This window comes from Chryseobacterium arachidis, assembly GCF_900129245.1.
GTDB lineage: Bacteria > Bacteroidota > Bacteroidia > Flavobacteriales > Weeksellaceae > Chryseobacterium > Chryseobacterium arachidis.
In genome coordinates this window covers 465189-491267 of sequence record NZ_FQUT01000002.1, presented here as the reverse complement: position 1 = coordinate 491267, position 26079 = coordinate 465189, and the positions used below count along the sequence as shown (strand labels likewise).

Annotated in this window: 25 protein-coding genes; 5 read left to right on the top strand and 20 right to left on the bottom strand. The window is 35.2% G+C overall.

Annotation, left to right across the window (positions count from 1 at the left end; all coding sequences use genetic code 11):
- Window position 1: 1 nt before the first annotated feature.
- The 8 genes from BUA89_RS05970 to BUA89_RS05935 form a co-directional block, all read right to left on the bottom strand.
- Complete coding sequence (locus BUA89_RS05970; protein WP_072954037.1) at window positions 2–1465, bottom strand: DUF5687 family protein; 1464 nt, start codon at window positions 1463–1465, stop codon at window positions 2–4.
- A 114-nt stretch (window positions 1466–1579) separates the two neighbouring features.
- Window positions 1580–2086, bottom strand: a complete 507-nt coding sequence (locus tag BUA89_RS05965; RefSeq protein ID WP_072954035.1) for a hypothetical protein — start codon at window positions 2084–2086, stop codon at window positions 1580–1582.
- Between the two features lie 30 nt (window positions 2087–2116).
- Window positions 2117–3766 (bottom strand): DNA repair protein RecN, encoded by a 1650-nt coding sequence (locus tag BUA89_RS05960; RefSeq protein WP_072954033.1) that lies wholly within the window; start codon window positions 3764–3766, stop codon window positions 2117–2119.
- Window positions 3767–3828: 62 nt separating this feature from the next.
- The gene (gene porD / locus BUA89_RS05955; RefSeq protein ID WP_072954031.1) at window positions 3829–4737 is read right to left on the bottom strand and encodes a type IX secretion system protein PorD; all 909 of its coding nucleotides are present in this window, start codon (window positions 4735–4737) and stop codon (window positions 3829–3831) included.
- Between the two features lie 36 nt (window positions 4738–4773).
- Entirely contained in the window at window positions 4774–5976 is a 1203-nt protein-coding gene (coaBC, locus tag BUA89_RS05950) for a bifunctional phosphopantothenoylcysteine decarboxylase/phosphopantothenate--cysteine ligase CoaBC (protein ID WP_072954029.1), read from the bottom strand.
- Between the two features lie 122 nt (window positions 5977–6098).
- Complete coding sequence (locus BUA89_RS05945) at window positions 6099–6422, bottom strand: DNA-directed RNA polymerase subunit omega (RefSeq protein WP_034681463.1); 324 nt, start codon at window positions 6420–6422, stop codon at window positions 6099–6101.
- Between the two features lie 41 nt (window positions 6423–6463).
- On the bottom strand, window positions 6464–7459 hold the full coding sequence (locus BUA89_RS05940; RefSeq protein WP_072954027.1) for an outer membrane protein assembly factor BamD: 996 nt from the start codon (window positions 7457–7459) through the stop codon (window positions 6464–6466).
- Between the two features lie 103 nt (window positions 7460–7562).
- Complete coding sequence (locus BUA89_RS05935; RefSeq protein WP_072954024.1) at window positions 7563–8192, bottom strand: TetR/AcrR family transcriptional regulator; 630 nt, start codon at window positions 8190–8192, stop codon at window positions 7563–7565.
- A 97-nt stretch (window positions 8193–8289) separates the two neighbouring features.
- Between BUA89_RS05935 and BUA89_RS05930 the strand changes: the two genes are divergently transcribed.
- From BUA89_RS05930 to BUA89_RS05915, 4 genes are all read left to right on the top strand, one after another.
- The gene (locus tag BUA89_RS05930) at window positions 8290–8916 is read left to right on the top strand and encodes a TatD family hydrolase (RefSeq protein ID WP_072954022.1); all 627 of its coding nucleotides are present in this window, start codon (window positions 8290–8292) and stop codon (window positions 8914–8916) included.
- The gene (locus BUA89_RS05925) at window positions 8909–9634 is read left to right on the top strand and encodes a tRNA threonylcarbamoyladenosine dehydratase (protein WP_072954020.1); all 726 of its coding nucleotides are present in this window, start codon (window positions 8909–8911) and stop codon (window positions 9632–9634) included. The genes BUA89_RS05930 and BUA89_RS05925 overlap by 8 nt, the downstream gene beginning before the upstream one ends.
- Window positions 9635–9748: 114 nt before the next feature.
- Window positions 9749–10123 carry a ribonuclease P protein component gene (gene rnpA / locus BUA89_RS05920; protein WP_072954018.1) on the top strand — a complete coding sequence of 125 codons (375 nt, stop codon included), beginning with the start codon at window positions 9749–9751 and terminating at the stop codon, window positions 10121–10123.
- A 135-nt stretch (window positions 10124–10258) separates the two neighbouring features.
- Entirely contained in the window at window positions 10259–12100 is a 1842-nt protein-coding gene (locus tag BUA89_RS05915; protein WP_072954016.1) for a M1 family metallopeptidase, read from the top strand.
- Window positions 12101–12140: 40 nt separating this feature from the next.
- On the opposite strand, the gene BUA89_RS05910 is transcribed toward BUA89_RS05915, so the two are convergent.
- Window positions 12141–12758, bottom strand: coding sequence for a hypothetical protein (locus tag BUA89_RS05910; RefSeq protein ID WP_143152268.1), 618 nt, complete (start codon window positions 12756–12758; stop codon window positions 12141–12143).
- 160 nt (window positions 12759–12918) lie between these two features.
- Between BUA89_RS05910 and BUA89_RS05905 the strand changes: the two genes are divergently transcribed.
- The gene (locus BUA89_RS05905; RefSeq protein ID WP_072954012.1) at window positions 12919–13677 is read left to right on the top strand and encodes a type III pantothenate kinase; all 759 of its coding nucleotides are present in this window, start codon (window positions 12919–12921) and stop codon (window positions 13675–13677) included.
- 34 nt (window positions 13678–13711) lie between these two features.
- On the opposite strand, the gene BUA89_RS05900 is transcribed toward BUA89_RS05905, so the two are convergent.
- The 11 genes from BUA89_RS05900 to BUA89_RS05850 form a co-directional block, all read right to left on the bottom strand.
- Window positions 13712–13891, bottom strand: coding sequence for a hypothetical protein (locus BUA89_RS05900; RefSeq protein ID WP_072954009.1), 180 nt, complete (start codon window positions 13889–13891; stop codon window positions 13712–13714).
- Window positions 13892–14041: 150 nt separating this feature from the next.
- On the bottom strand, window positions 14042–14473 hold the full coding sequence (locus BUA89_RS05895; protein ID WP_072954007.1) for a nucleoside deaminase: 432 nt from the start codon (window positions 14471–14473) through the stop codon (window positions 14042–14044).
- 3 nt (window positions 14474–14476) lie between these two features.
- Complete coding sequence (locus BUA89_RS05890) at window positions 14477–15109, bottom strand: energy transducer TonB (protein ID WP_228420529.1); 633 nt, start codon at window positions 15107–15109, stop codon at window positions 14477–14479.
- A 54-nt stretch (window positions 15110–15163) separates the two neighbouring features.
- On the bottom strand, window positions 15164–16087 hold the full coding sequence (locus tag BUA89_RS05885; protein ID WP_072954005.1) for a helix-turn-helix transcriptional regulator: 924 nt from the start codon (window positions 16085–16087) through the stop codon (window positions 15164–15166).
- A 441-nt stretch (window positions 16088–16528) separates the two neighbouring features.
- Complete coding sequence (locus tag BUA89_RS05880; protein WP_072954003.1) at window positions 16529–16879, bottom strand: hypothetical protein; 351 nt, start codon at window positions 16877–16879, stop codon at window positions 16529–16531.
- Between the two features lie 17 nt (window positions 16880–16896).
- Window positions 16897–19671, bottom strand: coding sequence for a hypothetical protein (locus BUA89_RS05875; protein WP_072954001.1), 2775 nt, complete (start codon window positions 19669–19671; stop codon window positions 16897–16899).
- Window positions 19668–20000 carry a hypothetical protein gene (locus BUA89_RS05870; RefSeq protein WP_072953999.1) on the bottom strand — a complete coding sequence of 111 codons (333 nt, stop codon included), beginning with the start codon at window positions 19998–20000 and terminating at the stop codon, window positions 19668–19670. The genes BUA89_RS05875 and BUA89_RS05870 overlap by 4 nt, the downstream gene beginning before the upstream one ends.
- A 16-nt stretch (window positions 20001–20016) precedes the next feature.
- Window positions 20017–24120, bottom strand: coding sequence for a hypothetical protein (locus tag BUA89_RS23080; protein ID WP_072953997.1), 4104 nt, complete (start codon window positions 24118–24120; stop codon window positions 20017–20019).
- Window positions 24121–24389: 269 nt separating this feature from the next.
- Complete coding sequence (locus tag BUA89_RS23075) at window positions 24390–24635, bottom strand: hypothetical protein (protein ID WP_178362433.1); 246 nt, start codon at window positions 24633–24635, stop codon at window positions 24390–24392.
- Between the two features lie 107 nt (window positions 24636–24742).
- On the bottom strand, window positions 24743–24973 hold the full coding sequence (locus BUA89_RS05855) for a hypothetical protein (RefSeq protein WP_072953992.1): 231 nt from the start codon (window positions 24971–24973) through the stop codon (window positions 24743–24745).
- A 66-nt stretch (window positions 24974–25039) separates the two neighbouring features.
- Window positions 25040–26077 carry a patatin-like phospholipase family protein gene (locus BUA89_RS05850; protein ID WP_072953990.1) on the bottom strand — a complete coding sequence of 346 codons (1038 nt, stop codon included), beginning with the start codon at window positions 26075–26077 and terminating at the stop codon, window positions 25040–25042.
- Window positions 26078–26079 lie beyond the last annotated feature (2 nt).

Sequence of the window (26079 nt, the reverse complement as noted above, 5' to 3'; positions counted from 1 at the left end):
ATTAATCTTTTTTGAATGCGTTTAATGTACTGTATTTTTCTACTTTGTAATGCTTTACAATGATATCGAAGATCTTTTCTCTTAATAAAAACCCAATGAATCCTAAAATGGCGATACTGATTACTGCAGCTGTAATATCGAAGAAGCGCTGCATCAGTGCGAAAACAATCATCGGGAGAAGCATTTTAGGAATCAGCAGCAATAGAGATTTCATATTAAAGCTGTTTTTCTGCCCGAACCTTTTTTCTTTAGCATTAAGATCGATCTGCATTTTGTTGAAAGCTCCGGACCAAAGCGTAAACTGGGAATTCACTCCAATATTGTAAATTCCGGCAGCAAAGAAAGTAAGATACATATTCCAGCCAAAATAGGCGTAGCATACTGCCAGAATCATTGAAAAAACAGTTACAATATTCATCAGCCACCATTTTGCCTTTAAATATTCTTTATAAGGCACATTCAGCGTCATCATTAAAGGATAATAAGAACTATCGAAAGCCGGAACCCTCTGGCCGAACATGAATTGAAATCCTCCGGTAACAAACAGTCCCATGAACATCATCATGGCAGGAGTCTTATAGATCGGTGAAGAAAACATCAACATTCCATAAAAAAGGAACATGACACTTCCAAGCAGAACCCCTTTTGTTACCTTGTTTCGTCTCAACATTTTAATGTCATTATTAATGAAAGTTCCGATGGCTCCGTATTTATTCAGGAAAGCGATATTTTCTGTCCTTCCTACTGTTTTCTTTGCTTCCAGACCTTCATCCAAATAAAAAACCTGGTAAATATGCCTAAAGCTGACTTTCCATAAAGCAAAAAACAGGAGAACGGAAATTACGACAAAATAAGGTTTTTCATAAAAACTGTAGAAAAATTCCTCGGAATAGTTGAGGACCGGAATAATGTTATAATATGCCAATCCTGCCACAGCTGCAATGAGACAACCGACGGCGATGGCTATATTTTCCTTATCGTTAAAAAGAATATTAATAAAATTGTTTAAATAAAAAAGTAATGAAACTCCGACAAGCCAGGCAAAAGTACCCGGAATATTATACCCATAAAACAAAGCAATTACAGAAAACGTGATAAAAAACAGTGAATTCAGCCAGCTGAAAGCGGACAGGAATGTTTTGCCCAGCATGTAATTTACCAATGTTTTTTTAGAAATATTCAAGGTGAGAAAAGGCTTTATATTTTGTGTCGGCATTTCCTGCCATAGGTATTTGAAGATCAGGTCTGCCGTCCAGGCGATGATTAAGAATTTTGAAACGACTTTAACAGGATCCATATTCATCTCTTCCCGGATGTAGTAAAATGCCAGAAAAGCACCTCCGACCAGGCAGGCCATGAAATACAAAATTCCAATAAAGCGCAGGATCTTCATGGCGAGGTTGATGCCCAAAGAACTACCTCTAAAAAAACTCTTAATTTCTAGTCTCAGGAATTTTATAAACATTGTTATCTTTTTTATATTAGTGAATATAAGGATAAAAATGTTACAGAATTAATTGTCCCGATTGACAAAAATTAGAATTAAAATATAGAAAGCTAAAGATATTTTGCAAATCATTTAACTTGTAATGACTTGCTTCGTAAAATTTCCATCACCGATTCTGATTAAATATCTGTGACTTCCACTTAAAAAGTCTTTTATAACTAACTCATCGGATTTCAATTCCACTCTAAATCTTTCTAGATCTAAACGTATCTTATCTAATGTAAATGTTTCAGTGTTGATAAAAACCAATTGATCACGATGTTTATCTGCATAAACGAGTATTAAAAAATTATGACAGAAATCTATAAATCTGCAGCCCCTGTAAGAAACCCCCATGGAATTTACGGGAACTTTCCACTCTAGAATAAAATTTGGATTTATTTTTATTTTAAGTTTATCATTTCCGACCTCATTCATTTCATACCATGCGTATTGATTATTTCGAAAGACGATATTAAATTTGGAAACAGAATTCTCACCTCCGAAAATATCCTTCCAAATGATTTTATCTTCTTTAATTTCCCCTTCTACAAAATCAATTTCTTCATAAATTAATTTTAAAAGTTGATTTTTTTCCATTTAGAGGTTAGTAAATCTAAAATCAAAAGTTTATCCTATGAGCTCTTTCGCCTGCGCCAAAGCCGCTTCCGTAATCTTACTTCCTGAAAGCAACTGTGCAATTTCGTTTAATTTTTCGGCATCACTTAACGGAACAATGGTTGACTGAGTTTTTCCGGCAATGTCTTGTTTCAAAACTTTATAATTGTTATTCCCTTTTGCAGCAACCTGCGCCAAGTGAGAAATGACGATCAATTGCATATCTGTCGACATTTCGCGCATCAGATTTCCGATTTCCTCGGCCACTTTTCCTGAAACTCCGGTATCGATTTCGTCTAAAATTAAGGTCGGAAGCTCATCACTTTCCGCAATGATTTTCTTTACCGCCAACATCACTCTTGATCTTTCTCCACCCGAAATTGCGGTTTGAATCGGCTTTAATGGAAAACCGGAATTCGCCTGAAATAAAAGCTGAATATTTTCTTTTCCAAATTGATTAAAATCTCCAGAATCCTGTAGTTCGATATCAACTCTTGCTTTTTCAAGACCTAGTTTTTTAAGCAATGTTTCTGCTTTTTTAATGAAAACAGGAACGCTTTTTTTTCTGTTTTTGGATAGTTTTTCGGCTAAATTCTGAAGTGTTTTTTCTTTTTTGGAAATATTTTCTTCGATCTCTTCGATTTGAGATTCCAATTCTGAAGCGCCTTGCTGTTCGCCTGACAATTGATCTCTGATTTCCTTTAATTCAGTAATATCAGCAGCATTGTGTTTCACAAAAAGATTATTGATCCTGTTGTTTAATTCGATTAGCAAAGCTAAATTTTCAGGGTTAACCTCGATTCTTTCTGCTTCATCTTCAAGCTCGGAAATGATATCTTTCAGTTCAACAAAAGCCATTTCCAGCCTTTCATCAAGCTCGGCAAAGCTGCTGGAAACTTCTGCAATCTTTGACAGTTTATTTTTAGCTTCATTAAAGAAAGATAAAATTCCAACTTCTTCCTGATGGAATCTCGACAGAACCTGTGCAAGATTTTCTGAAATCATTTCTGCATTTTCCTGAATGGAAAGCTGATTCTGAAGTTCTTCGTAATCTACATTGTCCAAATGCAGTTCTTCAAGCTCGTTTAATAAAAATTCTTTGTAATCACTTTCTTTTCTGTTCTCAGAAAGCTGTATCTGAAGTTTTTTAAGCTGCGTTTTCAGGCTTTGAAAGTCTGAAAATTCATGCTGATAATCATTGATCAGCTGTTTGTTTTCAGAAAGCCCGTCAATAATTTTAAACTGATATTCTGAAGTAAAAAGGTTAGATGTCTCAAATTGTGAGTGGATATCAATTAACTGAGAAGATAATTCCCTCAAAATATCCAATGTTACCGGAACATCATTGATAAAGGCTCTTGACTTTCCGGAAGGCAGAATTTCTCTTCGGATAATGGTCTGATGTTCATAATCCAGATCATTTTCAATGAAGAATTTTTTGAACTGATTGTTGAGAGAAAACTCTGTTTCAACAATACTTTTTTCTTCGGCTTTTGAGATCGATTTTACATCTGCTCTTTCACCAAGGATCAGTCGGAGCGCCCCTAAAATAATAGATTTTCCCGCCCCGGTTTCTCCGGTGATGACCTGTAAGCCGTTTTTTAGCGATACCTCAAGGGTATCAATCAGCGCAAAGTTTTTAATGTAAATTCTCGAAAGCATTGGTGTAGCAATTGTTTGGCTATTGCAAATATAGAACTTTAGATTTCAGCATTCAAGTTAACTTACTGTTTCCATTTGTTCCATCTGGCTTCGGTATTCTTTGGAGAAAGAATAATCATTTCGTTTTTAAGATCACCCAAAACGATACCTCCGTTGTTTCCGGAATTAAAGACATTAAAGATCTCATCCGCTTTAGTATCCATGAAAAGATTGAAGAAATAAGCCTGCTGGAAAGAATTTTCGTATTGTTTTAACTGCATTAATGCATCAAAGATTACCTTTTTAGCCTGTGTCTGATCCTGATTGAATAAATTATCCATTCCTGCTCTGTGATAGGAATAGATTGTCGCCCGCAATTGGCTCCAGTTCGGACTCATGATTTCTTTGATCAGGATAGAGCGGCTTCTCGGTTCGTTAATCTGTTTCCAGCCGTCGTAAGTGTTTTGAGATTCTCCGTTTTGAGCAATCTGCTGGGCTTTCTGGTACCACTGCGTTCCCGCCATCGACTGAAAGCTGTCTGCATCCATTCCTAAAATGACATAGACGTAAAAGCTGATAACATCAATTAGGTTCTTACCGGAAAACTGTCTTTCATTAAAAATAAGATTTTCATTTTCAACATAATCGAAAGAAAATCGTGTGTCCTGGAGATTCAGTAACGGAGATTCATACGTTGTGTTAAAAACAGGACGAACTGCCTGAATCACGATACTTCCCGTAAATCTATTACCTTCTCTTGCGCTGATGACAATAGCGAAATTTGACTTTATTTTTTCAAAATTCTGAAGTCTTTTTCCTGTCCAGCTCGTATTGTTAATAAAATCTCTTAAACTTTTCTCCAATGCTTTGTATGCAGCCTGGTTACTTCCTCCTAATTGCTGGGAATTCACCTGAACCGTTGCTAATAACTCCTGAGAAAAACTTAAGTTGAATACAAACAGAAGTAAAAATATGCTTAAAAATTTTTTCATTTTCTAGTAAAGATTGAGAACGGAAATTTATTAAAATTATTTTAAAAGTTGAGACTCAACGAAATTCAAAATATCTTTTGCAACCTCATCTTTAGATTTCAGGTTGAATTCCTTTTTTTCCGTTTTGGTAAATATTTTTATTTTATTGGTGTCATTTTTAAAACCTGCGCCTTCATCGCGAAGGGAATTTAAGACGATCATATCTAAGTTTTTCTTCTCTAATTTGCCTTTTGCATTTTCTTCTTCATTCTGAGTTTCCAAGGCAAAACCAACTAAAAACTGATGGGTTTTCTTTTCGCCCATGGTTCTGAGAATATCAGGATTTTTGATCAATTCGATGGTTAAATTATCATCATTTTTCTTGATCTTTTCTTTCGCAACGTCTTTCGGAGCATAATCTGCAACGGCGGCACTTGCAATTCCGATATCTATTGTATCATAAAATTCGAAAACTTTAGATAACATTTCCTTTGCTGAAGTCACCTGATGCAATTCAACATTTTTACTGTTGATTTTCTGAGAACTTGGTCCTGAAATTAGAATGACCTTCGCTCCTCTTTTTGAAGCCTCTTCTGCCAAAGAAAAGCCCATTTTTCCTGAAGAATGATTTCCGATAAATCTTACCGGATCAATAGCTTCATAGGTTGGCCCGGCTGTAATTAAAACTGTTTTTCCTTCTAAAGTTTTTTCAACCGTTGAATCAAAAAAATCTTCAATAGTTTTTGCAATTGTTTCCGGCTCAGACATTCTTCCCTGTCCAATCAATCCGCTTGCCAGTTCACCATTTTCTGCAGGAATAATAATGTGTCCGAAACTTTCAGCCAATTCCAGATTTTTCTTGGTAGAAGGATGCACATACATATCCAGATCCATTGCAGGAGCTATAAATACGGGACATTTTGCAGACATATAGGTTGCAATCACCAGATTGTCGCACATTCCGTGAACCATTTTAGACAAAGTATTGGCTGTACAAGGTGCAACAACCATTACATCTGCCCACAGCGCCATTTCCACATGGCTGTTCCAGGTTCCGTTATCGCCATAAAAATCCGAATAAACGGGATTTTTAGACAAAGTGGAAATGCTCAACTTGGTTACAAAATTTTCTGCATCAGGAGTTATGATCACCTGAACTTCTGCCCCTTTTTTTACAAAATCCCTGATCAGAAAATGAATTTTATAAGCTGCAATTCCTCCGGAAATCGCGATGAGAATTTTTTTACCGGAAAGACTCATGTAGTTTTAATTTTTAAAATACTAAAATACTTATTTTTTCTCACAAACCCGTTTAAACAACAAAGGTCATAAAAGAAATTACTCCCTTATGACCTTCATATATAAAAAACACAAGCTGGTTTTTATTTTCTTTCTTCAGTTTTTCTGAAGTATACGTCTTCGTTCAACCATTCTTCTATAGCAATAGAAGTTGGCTTTGGAAGTTTTTCGTAATGTTTAGAGATTTCAATTTGTTCTCTGTTTTCGAAAACTTCTTCTAATGTAGAATTGTGAACAGCAAACTCGTCTAGCTTATTGTGAAGTTCTGTACGAATTTCAGCATTGATCTGCTCTGCTCTTTTTCCCATGATAACAATCGCTTCGTAGATTGAGCCTACTTTGTCTTCAATCTTATCCTTATCGTAAGTAATAGTATTTACTTCTGCTTTTGTATCTTTTACACTCATTTTGAGAATATTAATTTTATTTAAGTTCGCAAATTTACGAATTATCTTTGAATTTTGAAAGTGGCTGCCGGTGGAGGGGTGCTAAGTGCCGCACTGTCCCTCTGGATCTGCATTGCTTTCTTCTCAGCATCGATCTGATCTTTTACCTGCTGCTCAGTTTTTGCCTTATCTGCGTTCTGCGCTTCCAGTTTTTTCTGTCTTTCTGTTAAAGCAGCTATTCTTTCTTCAGTTTGTTTTTTTACAACTACAAAATCTTTCTTTTCTTTTTCTAGTTTTTGTCTGATATCTAAAGCCGTTTTTGCAACTTCTGTATTGGGCATTTCTTTTTCGATCTGTCTCGTAAAGGCCAATGCGCTTTCGATACGCTCGTCCTTCAGATCATACACCGATTTACTTGCCAGTTCATAACGGGATTTTACGATATAATCATAAATCTGTGGACGAAGTTTTGTACTTGGGAAATCTTCCAATACATTTTCCAAAGCGACATTTGCTGCTTTGTATTCTGCCATTTTGAAATACTGTCTTGCATTTTCATAAGCTTTAAACTCAAGCTTGTAAGACAATTCATCAATTAGGGTGTTGATGTTTTTAGATCTTTCCGAATTCGGATAATTATTTAGGAAGTCCTGAAGCTCGTTAATCGCCGATTGTGTGGTCGACTGATCCAGGTTATAGTCCATCGAGCCTTCGTAATAGCAAAGAGCGGACATATAAGCTGCCTCTTCTGCACGCGGATCTTTAGGGAAGCTTACAGCGAAGTTTTTAAACTGATGTCCTGCCAGTTTATAGTTTTTATCATAATAATTGGCATAGGCTGTATTGAACCCGACATTTGGAAAATCATCAGTTCCTGCAACAAGATTGGCAAGTCTGTCGTAAAGAGCCAGAGCATTCTTCCATTTCTTTTTAGCGAAATTGTCGTTAGCTGCTTTCAAGATGAAATTCTTATCTGCACTCTTCATTGCTCTTTCCTGCTTGCTTACGCATGAAGATAATACTGCTACAGTAAAAATACCTAAAATATATTTTTTCATATATAAAATTCAACAGTTTTCGGATTACACAGCCGATTTACTAATTTGCAAAAATATAACTTTTTTGCCAATAGATTTTTTTTTATGATTATTTAACGTAATTTTAGTCTGCAGCGTATCCTAAAATCGCAAAAACGGTCATTAAAAGATTCATTCTCACTTTTCTTTCCGCTTCTTTGGAATAGGTTTCTTCACTTTTGTTGGGAACGTAAAGCTCATAAAAATTCCTGTTGCGGATCACAAAGAGGGTGGATCCCAAAATAGTGGTAAGAAGATCTTCTGGTTTTGGGGTAAAGGTAAAAACTCCGGATGCCACTCCTTTTTTAATGACATCATCCAGTTTTTTTACAAAAAGCTGATAAAAATCCAGCAGTTCGTCTTTCAGGTTTTCGGTATGGCGAAGCTCCTGGGTAACGAAACCGTGAAAATAATTGTATTTAAAAAGTTGGGCAACGATGTATTTTATAATCTCCTTCAGCTGCATTTCCGGCTTGCCGTCTTTAATCGTGTCTGCAAATTCCGAAAAAGTTTCCCTGGTTTTCAATACCCTGTATTGGTAAAGATAAGACATCATTTTTTCCTTGGAACCGAAGTAATAAGAAATCATTGCCACATTGATGTTAGCCTTGGAACAGATATCTCTTACCGATGTTCCTTCATATCCTTTCTTGGCAATCAACTCTTCGGCAATGTCTAAAATATGGATTTGTTTTTCTGTAAATTTTTTTTTCATGAAGAGCAGTTTGAGTAAAGTTAAGAAATTTTTAACATATTTATAAACGTTCGTTTAAGAATTTTATATTAAATCTAAATAAACAGTATTTTTGAAAATGGATTTTTTTGATTTTCATCATCATAAGAAAAATGTCAGAAACGGAATTTACAATTTGGATATTGAACAGATTCCGCCTGATTTTCCGTTTTCAATAGGTATTCACCCTAAAGATATTGATGTGAATAATATTGACGGGCAGTTTGGCTGGATGCAAAGCATGATGTTTAAAAACTGTTTTGCTATCGGAGAATGTGGTCTGGATTCTTTTGTGGAGATTGATCAGAAAATTCAGGAGGAAGTTTTTTTAAAACAGATCAAAATCGCCAATGAGATCAAAAAACCTGTCATCATCCATTGTGTCCGAAAGTTTTATGAAGTAATTTCTTTTAAAAAGTATGCGGAACAGCCGATGATTATTCACGGTTTTAATAAAAAGGAAAGTATTGCAAAAGATTTATTGAAGAATAATTTTTATCTGAGTTTTGGAAAAGCGGTTTTGTATAATTTATCTTTGCAGAATACTTTGAAAATTACTCCTTTAAACAAATTCTTTCTGGAAACCGATAATGACGATTTCAATATCGAAGAACTGTATCTGAAAGCAGCTGAAATAAAGGGAATTTCTTTGGAAGATTTAAATAAACAAATAGTAGAAAATTTAGAGACGATAAAAAATGGATAAATACTGGTTGGAAAGAACGGAACTTCTCATCAAGGAAGAAGGTTTAGAAAGATTGAATAAGGCAACTGTTTTGGTTGTAGGATTAGGCGGAGTCGGTTCTTTTGCAGCTGAGTTTTTGGCTAGGGCCGGCATCGGAAAAATGACAATCGTAGACGGTGATACCGTTGATATTACCAATATTAACAGACAATTACCAGCCCTACATTCTACCGTTGGAAAACATAAGGTTGAAGTGGTTGCCGAAAGACTTTTAGACATCAATCCGGATCTTAAATTAACCAAAATCAACGAGTTTCTGAATCCTGAAAGAATGGAAGAAGTGCTTGATTCTGATAAATTTGATTTTGTTTTAGACTGCATCGATAGTGTAACTCCAAAACTAAGCTTAATTATTGCGGCTAAAAGAAGAAGGATAAAAATTGTAAGTTCAATGGGAGCGGGTGGAAAGACCGATCCGAGTAAGGTGTTGGTAAGAGATATCAGCAAAACGGAACATTGTCATTTGGCAAGACAGATCAGAAAAAGATTAAGAAAAGTAAAGATTGATAAAGGGGTTCGTTGTGTTTTTGCCAATGATATCCAGGATGAAGACAGCCTGAAAATGACAGACGGAACCAATTATAAAAGATCTTTTTATGGCACGATAAGCTATATGCCTGCGATTTTTGGTTTATATACAGCGGCAGAAGTAATCAATCATTTATTGGATAAAAAATAAAAAATACCTTCACAAATTCCACAGGTTTTCAACGATTACTCAAATATTTTTGTCTGAGATTGTGAGATCTGTGGGAAAAACATAAAAAACAAATACTATATTTACCCTCCGTAAATGACAAACTTCAAATATCCCAGAGCCGAAAAACTCAAGAAAAATACCGAAATCTCTTTACTTTTTGAAAAAGGTAAATGGAGAACGAATGGGAATTTGAGGATTATTATCCTTAAAAATAAGCCGACCGCCCCTGTCGAAAACACCAAGTTTACCGTTTCGGTTTCGAAGAAATACTTTAAAAAAGCGGTTCACAGAAATCGTATCAAAAGACTTTTGAGAGAATCTTACCGTTTAAACAAAGATCTTTTTAAGGAAGCTTTCGGGGACAAAACAATGGCCATGATATTTTGGGCGTCTTCCGAAATGCCACAAAAATATCAACAGGTGGAAGAGCGATTTATAAAACTGTGTCAGGCTCAGAAAAAACCGTGATTTATCTTAATTTATCGGTGTTTTAACAATTAAAAATAAATTTAATCAAAGGAATACAAAATTCAGTCGGGCATCATTGTAGTGCCGGATTAAGATTTTGTTTTAATTACTATCTTTAGAAAAATAAAATTTTAAATGAAAAAATCGGTTGCAATCATTTTTGCGTTTATCATTTCTCAGTTTCAGGCTCAGCAGGGAGCTTATTATCAGCAGAGTGCGAAATATAAAATGGATATTGATGTGAATGCTGAAAAGTTTACGTATCAGGGAAATCAAACGTTGGAATATACCAACAACTCTCCGGATCAGCTTAATGTAGTGTACTTTCATCTGTATTGGAATGCATTCAAGCCCAATTCCATGATGGATCAGAGGGTTGCCGGACAGGGAAAAAACGGTGATTCTAGATTGCAGAAAGACGGAATTTCGAGATTGGCTTCTATTCCGAAAGATGAAGAAGGCGCTCAAAATATTCACTGGATTAAACAGAACGGAAAAACACTGAAGTTTGAAATTCAGGAGACTGTGATGAAAGTGTATCTGGCAGAGCCGATTAAACCTAATTCTTCAACCTCATTTACCTTGGAATGGGATGCGGTTATCCCTCAGCAGATCAGAAGAAGCGGAAGAAACAACAGGGAAGGAGTTGATATGACAATGACGCAATGGTACCCGAAAATTGCAGAATATGATTACGACGGATGGGCAACTTTCGACTATATCGGAAGAGAATTTCATGCACCATTTTCGGATTTTGATGTGACTATTAAAATTAATAAAGATTATATAGTTGGGGCAGGAGGAATTCTTGAAAATCCTTCTGAAGTGAAAGGCTACGATGCCAATGCAAAGATAAAGTCGGATAAGAACAAAGCAACCTGGAGATGGACTGCCAAAAATATTCTGGATTTTGCATGGGCTGCAGACAGAGACTATATTGTGAAAAGCTTTGATGTTCCACAAGGTCCTAAAGTTTTTCTGGTATATCAAAATAACGATAAAACAAAAGTTTGGGAAGAGGCTCAGCCTTATGTAACCAAGTATTTCCAATTGATGAATACTCACTTCGGAAAATATGTTTATCCTACGTATGCCTTTATCCAAGGAGGAGATGGAGGAATGGAGTACGGGATGTGTACAATGATTTTAGGGGAAGCTAAAAATATGGAAGGGCTGATGGGCTTAATGGCGCATGAAGGAGCCCACTCATGGTATCAGCAGATGCTGGCAACCAACGAACCGATGCGCCCCTGGATGGACGAAGGTTTTACGAGCTATGCAGAAGGCTATGTAATGAATCAGCTTTTCCCGCCACAGAAAGAGCTTCCGAATCCGTTTGTTAACTCGATCAACGCCTACAGAAATTTTATTAAAAAAGGTATTGAAGAGCCCGCCATCTGGTTGGGCGATCATCATGATAACGGCACGTCTTACACCTATGCTTCTTATGTAAAAGGAGAATTGTATCTGGTTCAGTTGGGATATATTATGGGAGAACAAAATCTGGCAGAGACTTTGAGGCAATATTATGACCAATGGGCACTGAAACATCCTTCTGACAGGGATTTCCTGCATATTGCCCAGAAAGTTTCGGGGATGGATCTTAAATGGTTCCAGAACTATTGGATCAATACCACAAAGACCATCGACTATGGAATCAAGGATGTGAAATACGATGCCAAATCTACAACCATTACTTTGATAAATAATGGGCAGGTTCCGATGCCGGTTGATTTCAGTGTAATGACAAAGGACAAAAAGATATTAAATTATCAGATTCCATTGAATATGACGCATAGCTGGAAAGAAAAAGATGCTTACGGCGAGTTCAAAACAATGCCATACTGGCCTTGGACACAGAAGGAATATTCAATTACGATCCCTTATACAAAAGATCAGCTTTCGGTATTGGGGATTGATTTCAGCCAAAGAATGGCGGATGTGAATACTGCAGACAATTTTGTGGAAGTGAAATAAATTTTATCATGATATTAAAAAATCCCTGAAGAGTTTTTCTTTAGGGATTTTTTATGTTTTTTATATCAAATTGCTTTACCATCCAGTGATTAGAATGGTTTTTCACTAAATCGTCTTTAATAGATGGATCTTTTGTACTGATATAGGTATAAACTTTTAACGGAACGGAATCCGGATATTCCTTTAAACCCTGAACTGCTATAGCTTTTGCCTCAGCTTTTTTATCGGAATTGTCTAATGCTTCATATTGGTAAATGTAGATAATGGCAGGAATCTTTCCGTAAACATTTTTTGTTTCTTCTTCCAGCAGTTTTATTGTTGCCACCTGAAATTCCGGATTGGGTTTTTTACCTACCATGGCAGTTTGGCTGATGTGCTGCTGATACATTAAGAAAAGCATCAGAATATGCAGGTTTTTAGTTTCAGAATCAGATGCCAGCTTCTGAATTTTTTCTACCGTATCAGGGCCCATTTCGTCGTTCTCTGCCTGAAGGTTTTTATCATAAAATTCATTCAGGATGTTGTAGATGGTTTTATCATTTCCGTCGATCTTCGATTCTTTTTTTATTTTTTCGAATACTTCCTTTGCGGCCGAAGCAGTCTGCGAAAAAGTATGAATACTAAAGAAAATGAATAATGCGACAACCAGTTTTTTCATGAAAGTGGGTTTGAAGTGTTTTGAGTTTTTAAATATAATTAATTGTTTAAGAAGGACAAAGAATTTTGTGGGAGATAATGGAGTTGTTTTTGTTAAAATCTGTAAATTTAGAGCCTTAAAATAAAGGAAAACAATTTTCCTTTCTCGAAAAGAAGAATACATGAATTCAATCGTAATCAATATAGGAAACAGCAATATCCGTTTCGGACTTTTTAATGATGACAACTGCGATATTTCCTGGGTAATCAATACAAAACCTTACAGAACTCCGGACGAATTATATGTTCAGATGTCGATGCTGTATCAGACCTATAAAATAGAGCCTAAAGAGATCAATAAAGTGATCATCGGATCCGTTGTACCACAGCTTACCAAGGTGGTAAATGCAGCTATTAAAAAGATCCACGATCTTAATCCTATAATTGTAGACCGAAATACACCGTCGGGGGTTGTGGCGAAATCTAAACAGATGGGAACCGATATTTATGCTAATCTTGTAGCGGCTCACAATATGTATCCGGACAGAAAGAAAATTGTACTGGATTTCGGAACGGCACTTACAGCAAGCTGTGTGGCGGAAGAAGGTGAAACATTGGGAGTTATTATTGCTCCGGGAATTATTACAGCTTTAAATTCTTTAGTCAGTCAGACGGCTCAGCTTCCCGGAATTGAGTTGGTAAAACCTAAAAAAGTATTAGGTTTAGACACCGTAAGCTGTATGCAGAGCGGAATGGTCTACGGTTTTTTAGGAATGGTGGAAGGTTTCATCGACAGAATTAATGATGAGGTAAATGATGATTGTTTTGTAGTTGCAACGGGAGGTGTTTCTCATGTGTATAAACCTTTAACGAAGAAAATCCATGTGATGGACAGGCTTCATACATTGAAAGGGTTGTATTTCTTAGGAAAAGATCAATAAAAAACCAGCCTTAAAGGCTGGCTATTTTTATAAATTAAAAACAAGATTGACAATCGTGGCCAGGAAGCGGATAAATCCATTCCCCGTTAAAATCTTGCCAAGGTTCAATTCTGCATCCAAGTTTTCTTACACCATTCTCATCTATGTAGTAGCATTGGTTAACTCCAATACCTCCATTGATTTTTGCAGTCTCTTTTCTTGATAACTTTCTCATAATGATTATTTTAGTTTGATTTTAATCAAATATATTAATTAATTCAATACGAAGTGATTATTATAGAATTATTTCTATATTTTTTGTTATTATCCGTTTGGATTGGCTTTTCAATGATAAGATGTAAATAATGATAGATTATTGCCCGGGTTATCTCTTAGACTTAAAAAATTCTTTCACAATCGAAGAGCATTCATGTTCCATAACTCCGACAATAATTTCAGTTTTTGGGTGAAGGGAAAGTTTTTTATTGATAAATCCTCTCTGCTCATCTCGTGCTCCGATCACGACTTTTGAGATCTGCGACCAGGAAAGAGCTCCGGAACACATCACACAAGGTTCTAAGGAAACATATAAAGTGCAGTCTTTTAGGTATTTTCCGCCTAAAAAGTTAGCTGCGGAAGTAATGGCCTGCATTTCGGCATGGGCAGTAACATCATTTAACGCTTCTGTAAGATTGTGTGCTCTGGCAATCACTCTGTTATTGGAAACTATGACACATCCAATAGGAACCTCATCTTTTTCCAAGGCAATTTCGGCTTCGTACAACGCCATTTTCATAAAGTATTCGTCGGTAAACATGTATCAATCTTCAATATTCATGGTTAAAGGAAGTCTGAAGCGGTATCTTACCGGACCTCCGTTGATGATTGCCGGAGTAAATTTTTGGGTAACGGAATATAAAGCAATTTCTGCTTGCCTGTTGAAGGTAAAATTATCTCCCTGAGCCTCAACATTGGTAATGCTGCCGTCTTTTTCCACAATAAAAGCGACATTGGCTTTTACCGTTTTTATATCGGAATAAACTCCTTCTAAATAAAAAAGTTCGGCGACTTCTTTTCTCAGTTCATTCATTCCGCCGGGATAATCTGCGGCTTTATCGATGACAACAGAAGCAGCAACGGGTGCCTGAACAGGAGCATTATTTTTTATCAGATTAAGATTCCCTAAATCTTCCAAATTTTTTGTTTTCAGAAGAGCACCTATCAACGCAATGTTCTCGATGCTATCCATTTTCTGCATAAACAGCATATAATCCAGCTTGATGGAAGCTTTGTGAAAGTTATCGGCTTCGGCATCAAATTTTTTCTTAAACTCTTTACCGAGCATAGATCTGTGCTGATTGTAGTAACCTTTTATAGACCTGAATTCTTCCGTCTGCTGTGAAAAGCATAAAGAAGAAATAAGGCAGAAAATGTAAGGAAAAAGGGCTTTCACTTTTGATATATTTATGTAAATGTAATCAAAAAAATCTGAAAAATATTTTCCTTATTAATGGTTTTCCAAATAGTTATTTAAAGATTCCTGCAAATGTTTGCGAATGTCTTCAACTAAAGATTTCGGCTCCAAAACCTGTACCTCTTTTCCGTAAGAAAGGATTTCCTGCATAAAGTCGTATGTAGGGTGCAAAAAGAACTCAAAAAAGATTTCTTCGGGCGTTTCTTTGGTCTCCTTTTGTGACTGATGAAGCGGGAAACTTCTGATATATTCTCCCTGATGTCTGCTGCATTTAAGGATAATCTGCTGAGGTTTTTGCTCGGCAAGATTCATGACGCCGAATGCATTTTTAAAATGTTCCCTAAAGTTATATTTGTATTTTTCTCTGAATTGTTTTTCGTTGACATCCAGATAATTAATCCTGTCGAGTCCGAAAGATTTTAAAATTTTGTCTTTTGTATCCATCGCAATCAGATACCATCGGTCTTTGGATTCCTTTAACGCCAGAGGATGAACTTTTCGCGAGGTCATCAGCTTATTTTTATAGTTATAATGCTCAAAAGAAACGATTCTCCTGTTTCGGATGGCAAAGAAAAGGTCGTAAAAATGTTCAACACCGGTTGGCTTTCTGCTTTCAAAAAAAATGAAATCGGCAAAATCCGGATGGGTATTCATGGCATTGCTTACCTGAAAAGATTCGAGAAGTTTCTGGTTGTATTCATCCACCTCCATGATGGGGCGGCTTTCGATATAATAACGATTGTCACCCTTTTTTTTGTTGTGAATAGAAAGATTAAAAAGATCTGAAATTTCCCGGATATCCCTTTGCAAAGTACGGATCGAGTAGCTCTTAATATCCGCATCCTGAAATTCAAAAGAGTTGAGTAGATAGTCCTCCAGCTGCGAATAGGTAGCCGGAGAACTTTCTAATCTTTTTATAATTAAGGCATATCTTGTCAGGTAAAAATCTTTTTTCATAATTATTTTTCTAAGACAAATATATGGGCTTAATGCGACAAAAGGTGTCGTGTTTTATTTTTTTTGTGGGGAAATTTTATTGTTTTAATTCTACTGAATCATAATCAAAAACTTCTGTAATTATCTCACCATATCTTTTATCAGCTTCTAAAATGGTAATTTTTTCTATAATTTTATTGTTGGTTTCTTTTAGAAAATTTTCACTTGTTATGGAAGATCTTAAATAATTATAGACAGAATTATTAAATTTTCTTTACTATCTGATAAAGCTTGTAACACAATATTCGCTGGTACAGTTTCTTGCCCTCTCTTAATTATGTCAAATTCTCCAATGTACTTTTCAAAAATATTTAATTCATTTGCCAAACAAACTTGTAGTTGCCAGTATTTCATTGTAGTAATTGATGATTTCTTTTAAAATAGTATCAGCTTAGTAAAATCTTATTTATAATCAAATCGATCTTCATCAGGATACCAATAACGAGTTAATGCAGGTACTAATGCACCGTTTTCATAATCCTTTATATAACTTTCTAAGGAGCCTGCCGTACCAAAACCAACTACCCTGCCAGATTTTTTTTCAACTAAAAACGGAGAGTGTCCTGCCAATGATTTGTTAAAATTTCCGGTTAATACATATTCTTTGGATTGATAACGATAAATATTGCCATACGGTTTTTTGATCGTCTCTTCGGTCAATATTACTACTTCAATATCCGATCCTCCAAAATGTTCTCCTTTGCTTTTCAAATAGCGTTCTGCTATTTTTAGCATTTCTTGGTCTGTTAACATAAATTGTTTTTTATTGTTTATCTTACTATTAAATATCTAAAGCCTCCTCCTTCTGTGGATTTAAATTCTTTACGATATTTGCTTCGAATGAAATTTTGAAATTCTGGTGTCTTTGTACTACTAAGCTCGAGATATTCTCCGGTTTGACCGTCAAATAAATGCAGTATTCCATCCTTTTTCACACCTATAAAATAGTGCCCTTCTGTACTTTTTGTTATACGATTCAAATCATGAACACCATAAATAACAGCTATATCATCATTCTTTATTAATGCCCTCAATCGCTCTAGTGGGGTTTCAAAAACTCCATTTATAGTTGCTGGATTTAGTTGCTGAAAATAACCTCCTCCATACTTGGCTGCAACTTTCTCAAAAGATTCAAAGCCAGATGGATTTGCCTTCCGTATTTTCTTATTTTTCAAGAAATTTATTATTGCATCTACGACATCAGCACAATTTTCAAATCCTATTTGAATTATCTCTTTATCTACTGAGATATGGTTAAACAAAGGCAATAATTCACTTAATTTTTCAAATGGTTTTTCAATGGTTTTTCCTGCATATTTATTTTCCAGTGTCTTAAAAGTTTGTACTTTCTCAATATCGTCTGTTGCAATTATCGATTTTTGACTGTTATTCCCTCCTCTATTCTCTTCTAAAAACTCAGCCAACCGTTTTTGGTTCTTCTTTAGCTTTCGGTAAAATTCTGAAAGCTTTTTATCATTAGCGGTTGCCTGTATCAGTTTTTCTCCTTTATAGACTAAAGCATATTCATTTTCTCCGATTTTTACTAAAATAGCTCCTTTTTCATATAATGGCAATAAATTTTTAGATGAATCAAAAATATTTCCTGTTGCTTTTGCTATTTCCTTACTGTTATACGCTAAAATATTTATGCTTATTTCTGTACTGGGTTTCAATGTGTTTCCTGCAAATGTAAGAATTTCTCGCTCCAGAAGAATTTTGCCCAAGCTTTTTTGGTAAGCTTCCAAAAAAGGCAAAGGCCTTGCATTTTTCAATGCTTCAAGATAGCAAAATACACTTTTAGCAAAAACCTGCTCTACTATAGCAGCAGATGCTAAAGCTAATCCACCTAGCAAATAGACTTTTTCCCAGTATTCTAAGAACTCTTTTCCTCCCGATTCCAACATAATATCTTCTCGTTTGAGTGTAATACCAATATCTGCTAAGGCAAGGCCAATTCCTATATATTCCGCAGCAATTCCTACTGCACCTCCTGCCGGGAAAAATGCGACTGCTAAAACAATGGCTAATACATCAAAACCTATTCGTAAAGCATCTGCTCTTAATTGCTGATCTCTTTCTTCTGCAAAAGCTTTAATAGTAATAGCAGATACAAACGGAAAAGGAGACTCTTTGATATCTGCGTAATTGATATATACAATATCCATTGGATGATAAAGATTTCCTTCGTCGGCTTCTTGAAGACTTATTCTTGTATATTCATTTAATGATTCGTGTGCATTGACATTTACTTTTTCTACTGTTTTTTTTAACTGCTGAAGAAAAAACTCATTGTTTTTTTCACTTTGAAAAATACTGCCGGAGGAAACGGAATAATCTTTACCAATTATAAATTCTTTATTGAGAATTCTTAATCCTTCAAAAGCATTATCAATACAAAGAGCAGTAATAAAATTAGCGAATAAAGTTTTGTTACTCCAATCTTTTCCACTGATTATTGAGGTACTATCCAGATTTTCGAAAATACGCTTTACTAAGGCCTGATCATTTTTAAAACTCTCGAAAAGGAACTGACTCTTTCGGAAAACTTTCAGCAAGTTTAATAAGGCTCCGCTAGAATCTCTTGTAAAACTAAAAAGACCTCGATCATCGTCGTTGACCAATTTTTCCAAGTGTTTCCAAATAAGTTTTTCTGCAGAGCTTGAAGAGCTGGTTTTACCAGTCTTCTTATTTATGGTAATATTCGTTTCATTGCTAAACTTTCCTTCTAACTTAGAGAGTAGATTTTCTATTACAAAATCTGGCATCTTTTCATATAGAAACTTTAGAGAAGCTGGATTCTCAGTACTTTTTATTTTTTCTACAAAGAGTGTGATGATGTCATTTTTTGCATCATTACCTAGTTTTAATTTTTCAGATAGTGCTACGAAGCCATTCGTGTCAGAAGTTGAAATAATAATCGAATTATATTTTTTATCAATATCATATTTCCCTGTTTTAGTGTTAAAAACTCTTTTATCTAAATAATCGGTATAAACAAATTCTAAACGAAATTCTATTTCTTCTTTTTCAGGATCGAGATGAACTACAGTTCCCCAATTTTTCAAGTTTATGAAACAGGCTCTTTTGTTGAGTTCTACTTTTAATGTGGTAGATATTTTTTCATTTCCTTTGATATATTCAAAATACTTTGGTGGGGTGTAAGTAGTTGTTATAGGAGTCATAGTTGACGGACTACTTCCTAAATATACATTTGGGTTTACTAATGCATATTTTTGATAAAAGAAAAAGAAGTTCTCATTCGTTCGGTTGCTTAAATCGTTCAATAACTTATTCAAATCCATGTTTTCAGAATAGAAATCATCTTTTGTCTCGATACATTTTTGGCTAAGTCCAAATTTGTTTTCGTAAGAAATTTCATTAAGATTCATTCCTCTAACATTTTCTAAAATCCCAGAAGGCTTATCAATTGATAAAATTTTAGAATCAAATAAGCTATTATTCTTATTGTTTAATATTTCTAAACTCATTTTGTGATTTTTAAGGTTAAAAAAGGCAGAGTTTTTAGGCTCTGCCGATATTGTCATTTTTTGAGTTCATTTTCCGGATAAATCATTTTCAGATTGTTTGAATAGTAAGTCTTGATTTTTTCTTCATCCAAAACCAACAAATCAAGGTGATAGTTTTTATCAACCAGAACCTGTGCATTTTTGAGTTTGAATTTGGCCTGAACCAATACATCCCAGTCTTTCCCTTCCAATTCCTTCCAATTTTCTAGGGGAACTCTGCTTCTGCTTCCAAAAAGAAAAATTTTTTCCACAGGAGTAATTTCTTCAACCTTATCTTTTAAAGTCGTGAGAATATAAGGCAGCACTTGATCGTGCTGCCAGATAGCCTCGTGTTTAACTTGGCTCATGCTTAAAAGTTTTAAATTAAAGTAAAAACTTAGAAAGAGGTGCCTTATCAGTAAGATCACCTACAGAGAGAGCTATTTTATCTTTATCTAAAATTCTTTCAGTATAGATAGTTGGAGATAAAATTCTCAGATAGGTATCACCATCTGTAATAAATTTTAACAATCCATATTCATGATCAATATCAGGTTTTTTGAACACAAACGTCTTAATTTTATTAATATCTATTTTAAATGTTAATCCATTACTTGCAGTTGGTGTTGCTTTAACACCATCTATTAATGATAATTCATTAGCTAAAACTTTATAAAAGACTGTCGTAAGCTGCCCTGCGGTCCAACTAGCATCTCTATCAATAGTAATAGTATTCCCTAAACATTCATATACTCTTGGAAAAACACCTCCATCATCCATTGCTCCAATATTAAAGTATTTATCCATAGTATTAAAAGTAATTTCAATCCATTTTTCTTCTGATTGATTTCCTCCTAAAACACTATCATTTTTCTCAAAATTGAACTTATCCTCAGTAATCACTTCAGAAGGAACTTCAAAGTCTTTTGGGTTTTCTGTAGTAAATGGTAGCGCATGAGCTACTTTTAAACCAATGCTTTCTGCCTGAAGAATATTCAAAGTTGTCGGAAGTCTTGTTAACCAAGCCTTTCCTTGCTTTTCTCCTTTTGGCTGTTTCAGTTCGTCTACGATTGATAAATAAAGTTCGTCTCCGATGACAGGAACTTCGCCGCCGTTCCAGATTTTTCCGGTTGCCAGATAGAACTGTACTGCATCTTCGAATCCCGGACGAACCGTAGCGACTACTCTTGCCATACCGCTTTGTAGGAAATTTCGGAATAAAGGGTCTGTATTTTCTGATTGATATAACTCTACCCAGTTTTGTTTATTTCCCCAATAATAAGGATATAGATAATATGATAGATTTTCCCATTCAAAAGCCTGTTCCATAAATTTTACGAAGGCAGTATATTTATCCAAATCAGAAGAAAGAACGGTTTCATAATCAGTAAAGGTATTTCCCTGTGTTAATCCTGAAAGTCCGTAACCATGGGTAGAACCGGTTGCTCTGTCTGTCATGTAAGAGATACAGTTTTTACGCAATATCGTGTTTTCAATTTGTCTGTAGAAATTTGGATTGGAGTCTTTAATCACTACAGCTTTATTATTCTCTTCAGAAAGTTTGTTGTTGTATTCGATTAACGCTTCTTCGTAAGCATCAATAATTGCTTTAAATGTTTTTTGTTGCCATTGCTTTTTCGTTTCAGGTGTGAGTTGACAAGTTGCCACTAATGAGCCGGAAATTGTTTCTACATCCCAGGATTTTAATGCAATTGCAATATTTTTTCTAATTCCGTTATCTAATCCAAAAGAAGAATTAATTGTACAAGTACTACTAATATTGGTATTACCAACGTTATGCAATGTGCCGCAGACAAGTAAGCTAAAATATCCTACAGATGGGTGGCTTCCCCAATGAAGAGGTCCCATAGCTATTTGACCCTTTAAGTTTTTCAACATATAGCCTTCTTTAAGCTCAATTTCCTTATGATAAGAACCAGACCATCTTCCAAATCCTTCATCACTAGATGTATGTCCCAAACCTTTTTCTGAAAACGAGAAACTTTCGATAATTTCTTTTTCAAGAAATTCAACTTCTACATTATATTTACTAATCCAATATTTTAAAATAGCTTCATTTTCTAAACCCGAATAATCGGACAAAGGCATTGTCTGGGATTTTCTTGGATCTTCAGGTTTTATTAGATCTATTTGATCTGCTGTTTTAACATTCTTCATGCCTAATAAATGTAACTTAGCAGGCTCAGGAATCATAAACTCAAACATCATTCTTTTCCCATAGTTGTAGATCTGATTCTTCATCAGTTTATCAACCCATCTGTAAACGCCAACAACATGTTTATCACCCTTTCTGTTATCTAAGCCATGAGAATTTGTTTCTTCGAATTCATCAATGATTTTCTCAATTCTTTCTTCATGTACTTTAGTTACAATTCTGTCCATGGCTCTTGCTGTAATGTCCTGAGATTGTGTAACAGCTTGTCTTGTACTTTCTTCTTTTGAATTATGACTAGCAAATCCGCCGGAGACACCGGCCTGAAAATTTACTGTTCCCATTGTTCCTTCTGTATTAAAGAAGGCTTGCGCGTTTGCATCTTTGGATTGTTGAGCCATCTTTGAAATCTCATTCTGCATTTCAAAACGATTGGCTGTCGTAGTATCCGTAAGCTGCTCTCTTTCTGTATCGGAAGATGTTGTGGTTGTATTTTCGCTTCTTCTTAATCTTCGGGTAGATTTTTCACGATATTCTCTGGCCATCACGTTTTCGATGTGGGCAACTTCTCCTTCTACGTAGGCATGAGTACTTTGTTCGACTTTAAGATAATCAGCAATACCAATATTTTTGAAGCCAAATCCTGAAGGAATAAAGTTATTTTCGTCATCAATAATGACTTCCGGAGATTCTCCTTCTTCAACTTCCAACTCAAATTTACCAGAAGTACAGGTTCTCACACTGACAGGTGTTACAAATTCTGTCACTCGTCCGTTGGTAAAAACTACTTTTACTCTTAACATGGAGTCATGAACATTATTTAAATCCAATCCTGGACTGAATAAATCATTCAGGAAAATAGTATTTCCGGATCTGGATTTTACATAATAGCTTTGGTCAATTGTTGTAGAGGTTCCGGCAGGAGTGACCTGATAAGAAATCATATTGACTTCCCACGATGAATCCGGCACATTCAACGCTAAATCCAATACATACTGCTTGTACATCAATTTTGTACAAACCTGATAGGTAAATGGAACTGAAACTGTTCTGGCTACGGGAACAATAACTCCACCGATACTGGCGTAGGTTTCCTCATTATTTAGCGTATTTTCAATGATAGTATTGTTGAGCCTTTCTACATTTTCATTAATTACAGCCTGAAGTTCAGCAAAAGTGTTCCTTCCCTCAAGCAATATATCAAGATCAGCGCTGCTTTGTAACGCAGCGAAACTATCGCCTATCTGTTCTGGTGTGAATGTGTACCCCAAAACATCAAGTAAAGTATCAAAACTTTCTGGCTTTAAGGATTGATTTAAAGATTCAGAGCTTACTTCGTCTCTGAAATTAAATTCAAATGCAGGAAGTTTAGGAGCAGGAACCTCTTTGGGTTGCTGACAAGGGTCATTAGGATCATATACTGTTCCTGGAGGTCTGATGCCGCAATACTCTTCCTTTGCCGCTGCCAAAGCAGCATTATACTCCTGCATAATCGGAGCTATTCTTGCCTGATATGCTTCATCCTGTGCTTTATATTCTGCCTGATACTCTTTATTGTACTGTTTTTCAATAACAGCAAGGTTTTTCTTTAAGCCTTCAATTCTGCTAAGTTTAGTTTTTGCGGAAGACACTTCCTGCTGCTTTCTCATTTCTTCAGTAGGAGCGGTTTCCTTTACTGTATTGCCGGCAGCTTTTGAAACAATACCTGATGTAAGAGAAGCATCATCGTCCATCATCATCTCTTTAGGAAGGACAATTCTTGAATTTAACACAGTTTTCATTTCTTCCTCGTTACTAATTAGAAATGTACTTAATGCTAAAATCACCTGCATCATAACTTCTTTAATATAAAAATCTTTTTGAGTAACGACTTGATAAATGAGGTTATCCCATAGCGTAGTAACGGTTGGAAATGTAGTATTTATAGTAATAGCTAACCCTCTTTGAGTATGAAACTCTGCATAAGTACATGTATTTTTATTTCTTGCTAACCAAACCGCAAAATCATAAATAGCCTTATAAGTAGTTTTGAAAGTATTTAAATTATTAGACGGGTTATTTTTAGAAATAAATTCTGAAGATGATTGATAGCTTGCAGCCTGAGTTAATAAAAGCTGTCTTTTTCTCCCTGTTCCTGTAGTTACAGGAATGTAAAAGTGTCCATTGGCCTTTGCTTGTTCATGAATAAAGATAAATCTTTTATCCTGTTCTTTTTCATCGGATAATTGTGGACTTCTTAAGCTTACAAATCTAAATAATGTTTGTGTTGGTGTGTTTTCTGCAATCGGCGTTGCTGGGTTTTCATTTTCTGCCATTTTGTGATTGTTTTGGTTTTAAAAGGTTGTTTAAAAGTTTCTTTTATAAGAAAACTTTGAGTCAGTAATTTTTTTCAAGTGGTTTTCAGACAAAATTTTCCACCTTGGTGTTTATATTTCTTTTTATTTCTGTGATATTTTAGTGTCGAATTTTAAACACAGTTCCGGCTGTCCAGCATTTTGTGAATGGTGAATTCAAAGGATGAGACATTAAAGGATTTGTGGTAGATGATGCCGAACAGCAACAGAACTGTGTACTTAAAATTTAGTTAATAAACTTCTTCTTCAAGAATGTCATTTTCGAAATCCTGGTGGAAGAAATTTTCAATGTCGTTGAGATAATTTTCATAGTCCATCTCTGCGTTTTCGATGTCGCTCCATTCTATGGTGTAGAGGTCTTCATCAAAGAGTATATCTGGATTGTGATTGGGTGTTTCCATGTTTTGTGTCTGAATTTTGGTGTTAAAATTGGAACATGTTTCCGGCTGTCCAGCATTGATCAATGTAGAATTCAAATGGTATAATTAAGTTTTTAATGATTGTTTTTGTGCTTTGTTTATAATCCAAAGATAGGAGCAGAAGGCGACAAAACTTGACGTGTTTTAAATATTTTAGAAAAAAATTATAACTTTCTTTTTATATATTTTCTAATGATGATGAAGAACAAAATAGTCGCTGTAAAAGCCGTAATTCCTGAATAGAAAACATTTCCGATTGGCATATATTTATGGCCGTCTTCTGTAATGGGAGGATTGAAATAATCAAATAAAAGATACAAAATGAAATAACTAGCGATGAAAAATAATGTGCTCATAATAATTGATGCTAAAGTTGCCTTCATGTTGTTATTCATTGTAGTCTTTTTGCTATTTAAATATAATCAAAAAAGCTTATATTGATTAATTATAAGGTTAAAAGCTTATATTTTGTTTTTGATTAATTTCTGTACAATCTGGTTCAGCATTTCTCTGTTATCATCGATATAGCTTAGTCCGGCTTGAATTAAACTTTCAATGTTTGATCTTCTTACATTATCCATTGCGGGGGAAGCGTTTTTCAACGAAGGATTTAGTCGATAGTAATTTTTCTGATTTCTCAATCCTAACGTCTGGAACATCTGACCTAATTGATAGTCAACTGTTTCTGCATTGGCTGACATTAAAATGTCAATAATGGGATTCACCCAACCGATTTTTCCGGCTTTTTGTAGTTTTTTAAATGAATAGGGTCTTGCCTCAATTCCTGTCCCGATCGATACAATAATCATATCATTTACAATCGGATGATTTGCTTTCTGATGGTTCTTCAGTACTTCTGCAAAAGGGATTTTTCTTGCTTCAGCATACGCACAGAGTGCCGGATTATTGGCAAACATTCCGCCGTCGATCAGGCTGAAAATCTGTCCGTACATCGATTTAATCTGAACCGGAGAAAAGTACGTAGGCGCTGCTGAGGTCGCTCTGCAAACATCTTTTACATAAAAATTATCGGTGCTCAAATTTGCTTTCCACGAATTGAACAATTTTGCTCTTCTGTTTTCAATGTCATAGCTTGTTATTAAACAAGGCTTTATTAATTCTTTTAATTCTAAATTTCCAAAAAAGTCAGTCAAATTCTTTTCAAGTGCTTCCTGTGAGATTTTTTCATTCAGTAATCCAAACGGATTCACCAAACGCTCCCAAAAGGAAACCTGAAATATGTCGCCACCTTTTTCAGCATACAATTCTAGCCCTTTCTGGATTGAATATTTTGCTTTTCGGTGTTCATCGGGACATAGAATAATAGACGCAATCAGTCCTCCTGTACTGCTTCCCGCAACGAAGTCGAAATAATCGCCAAGCTTTGCGCCAGGCTTATCATAAAACTGCAGTTGCTCTTCTATGTAGCGCAGAATGATGCATGTGATAATGCCTCTGATTCCGCCCCCGTCCAAAGAAAGAATGGTTGTCTTTTTCATGT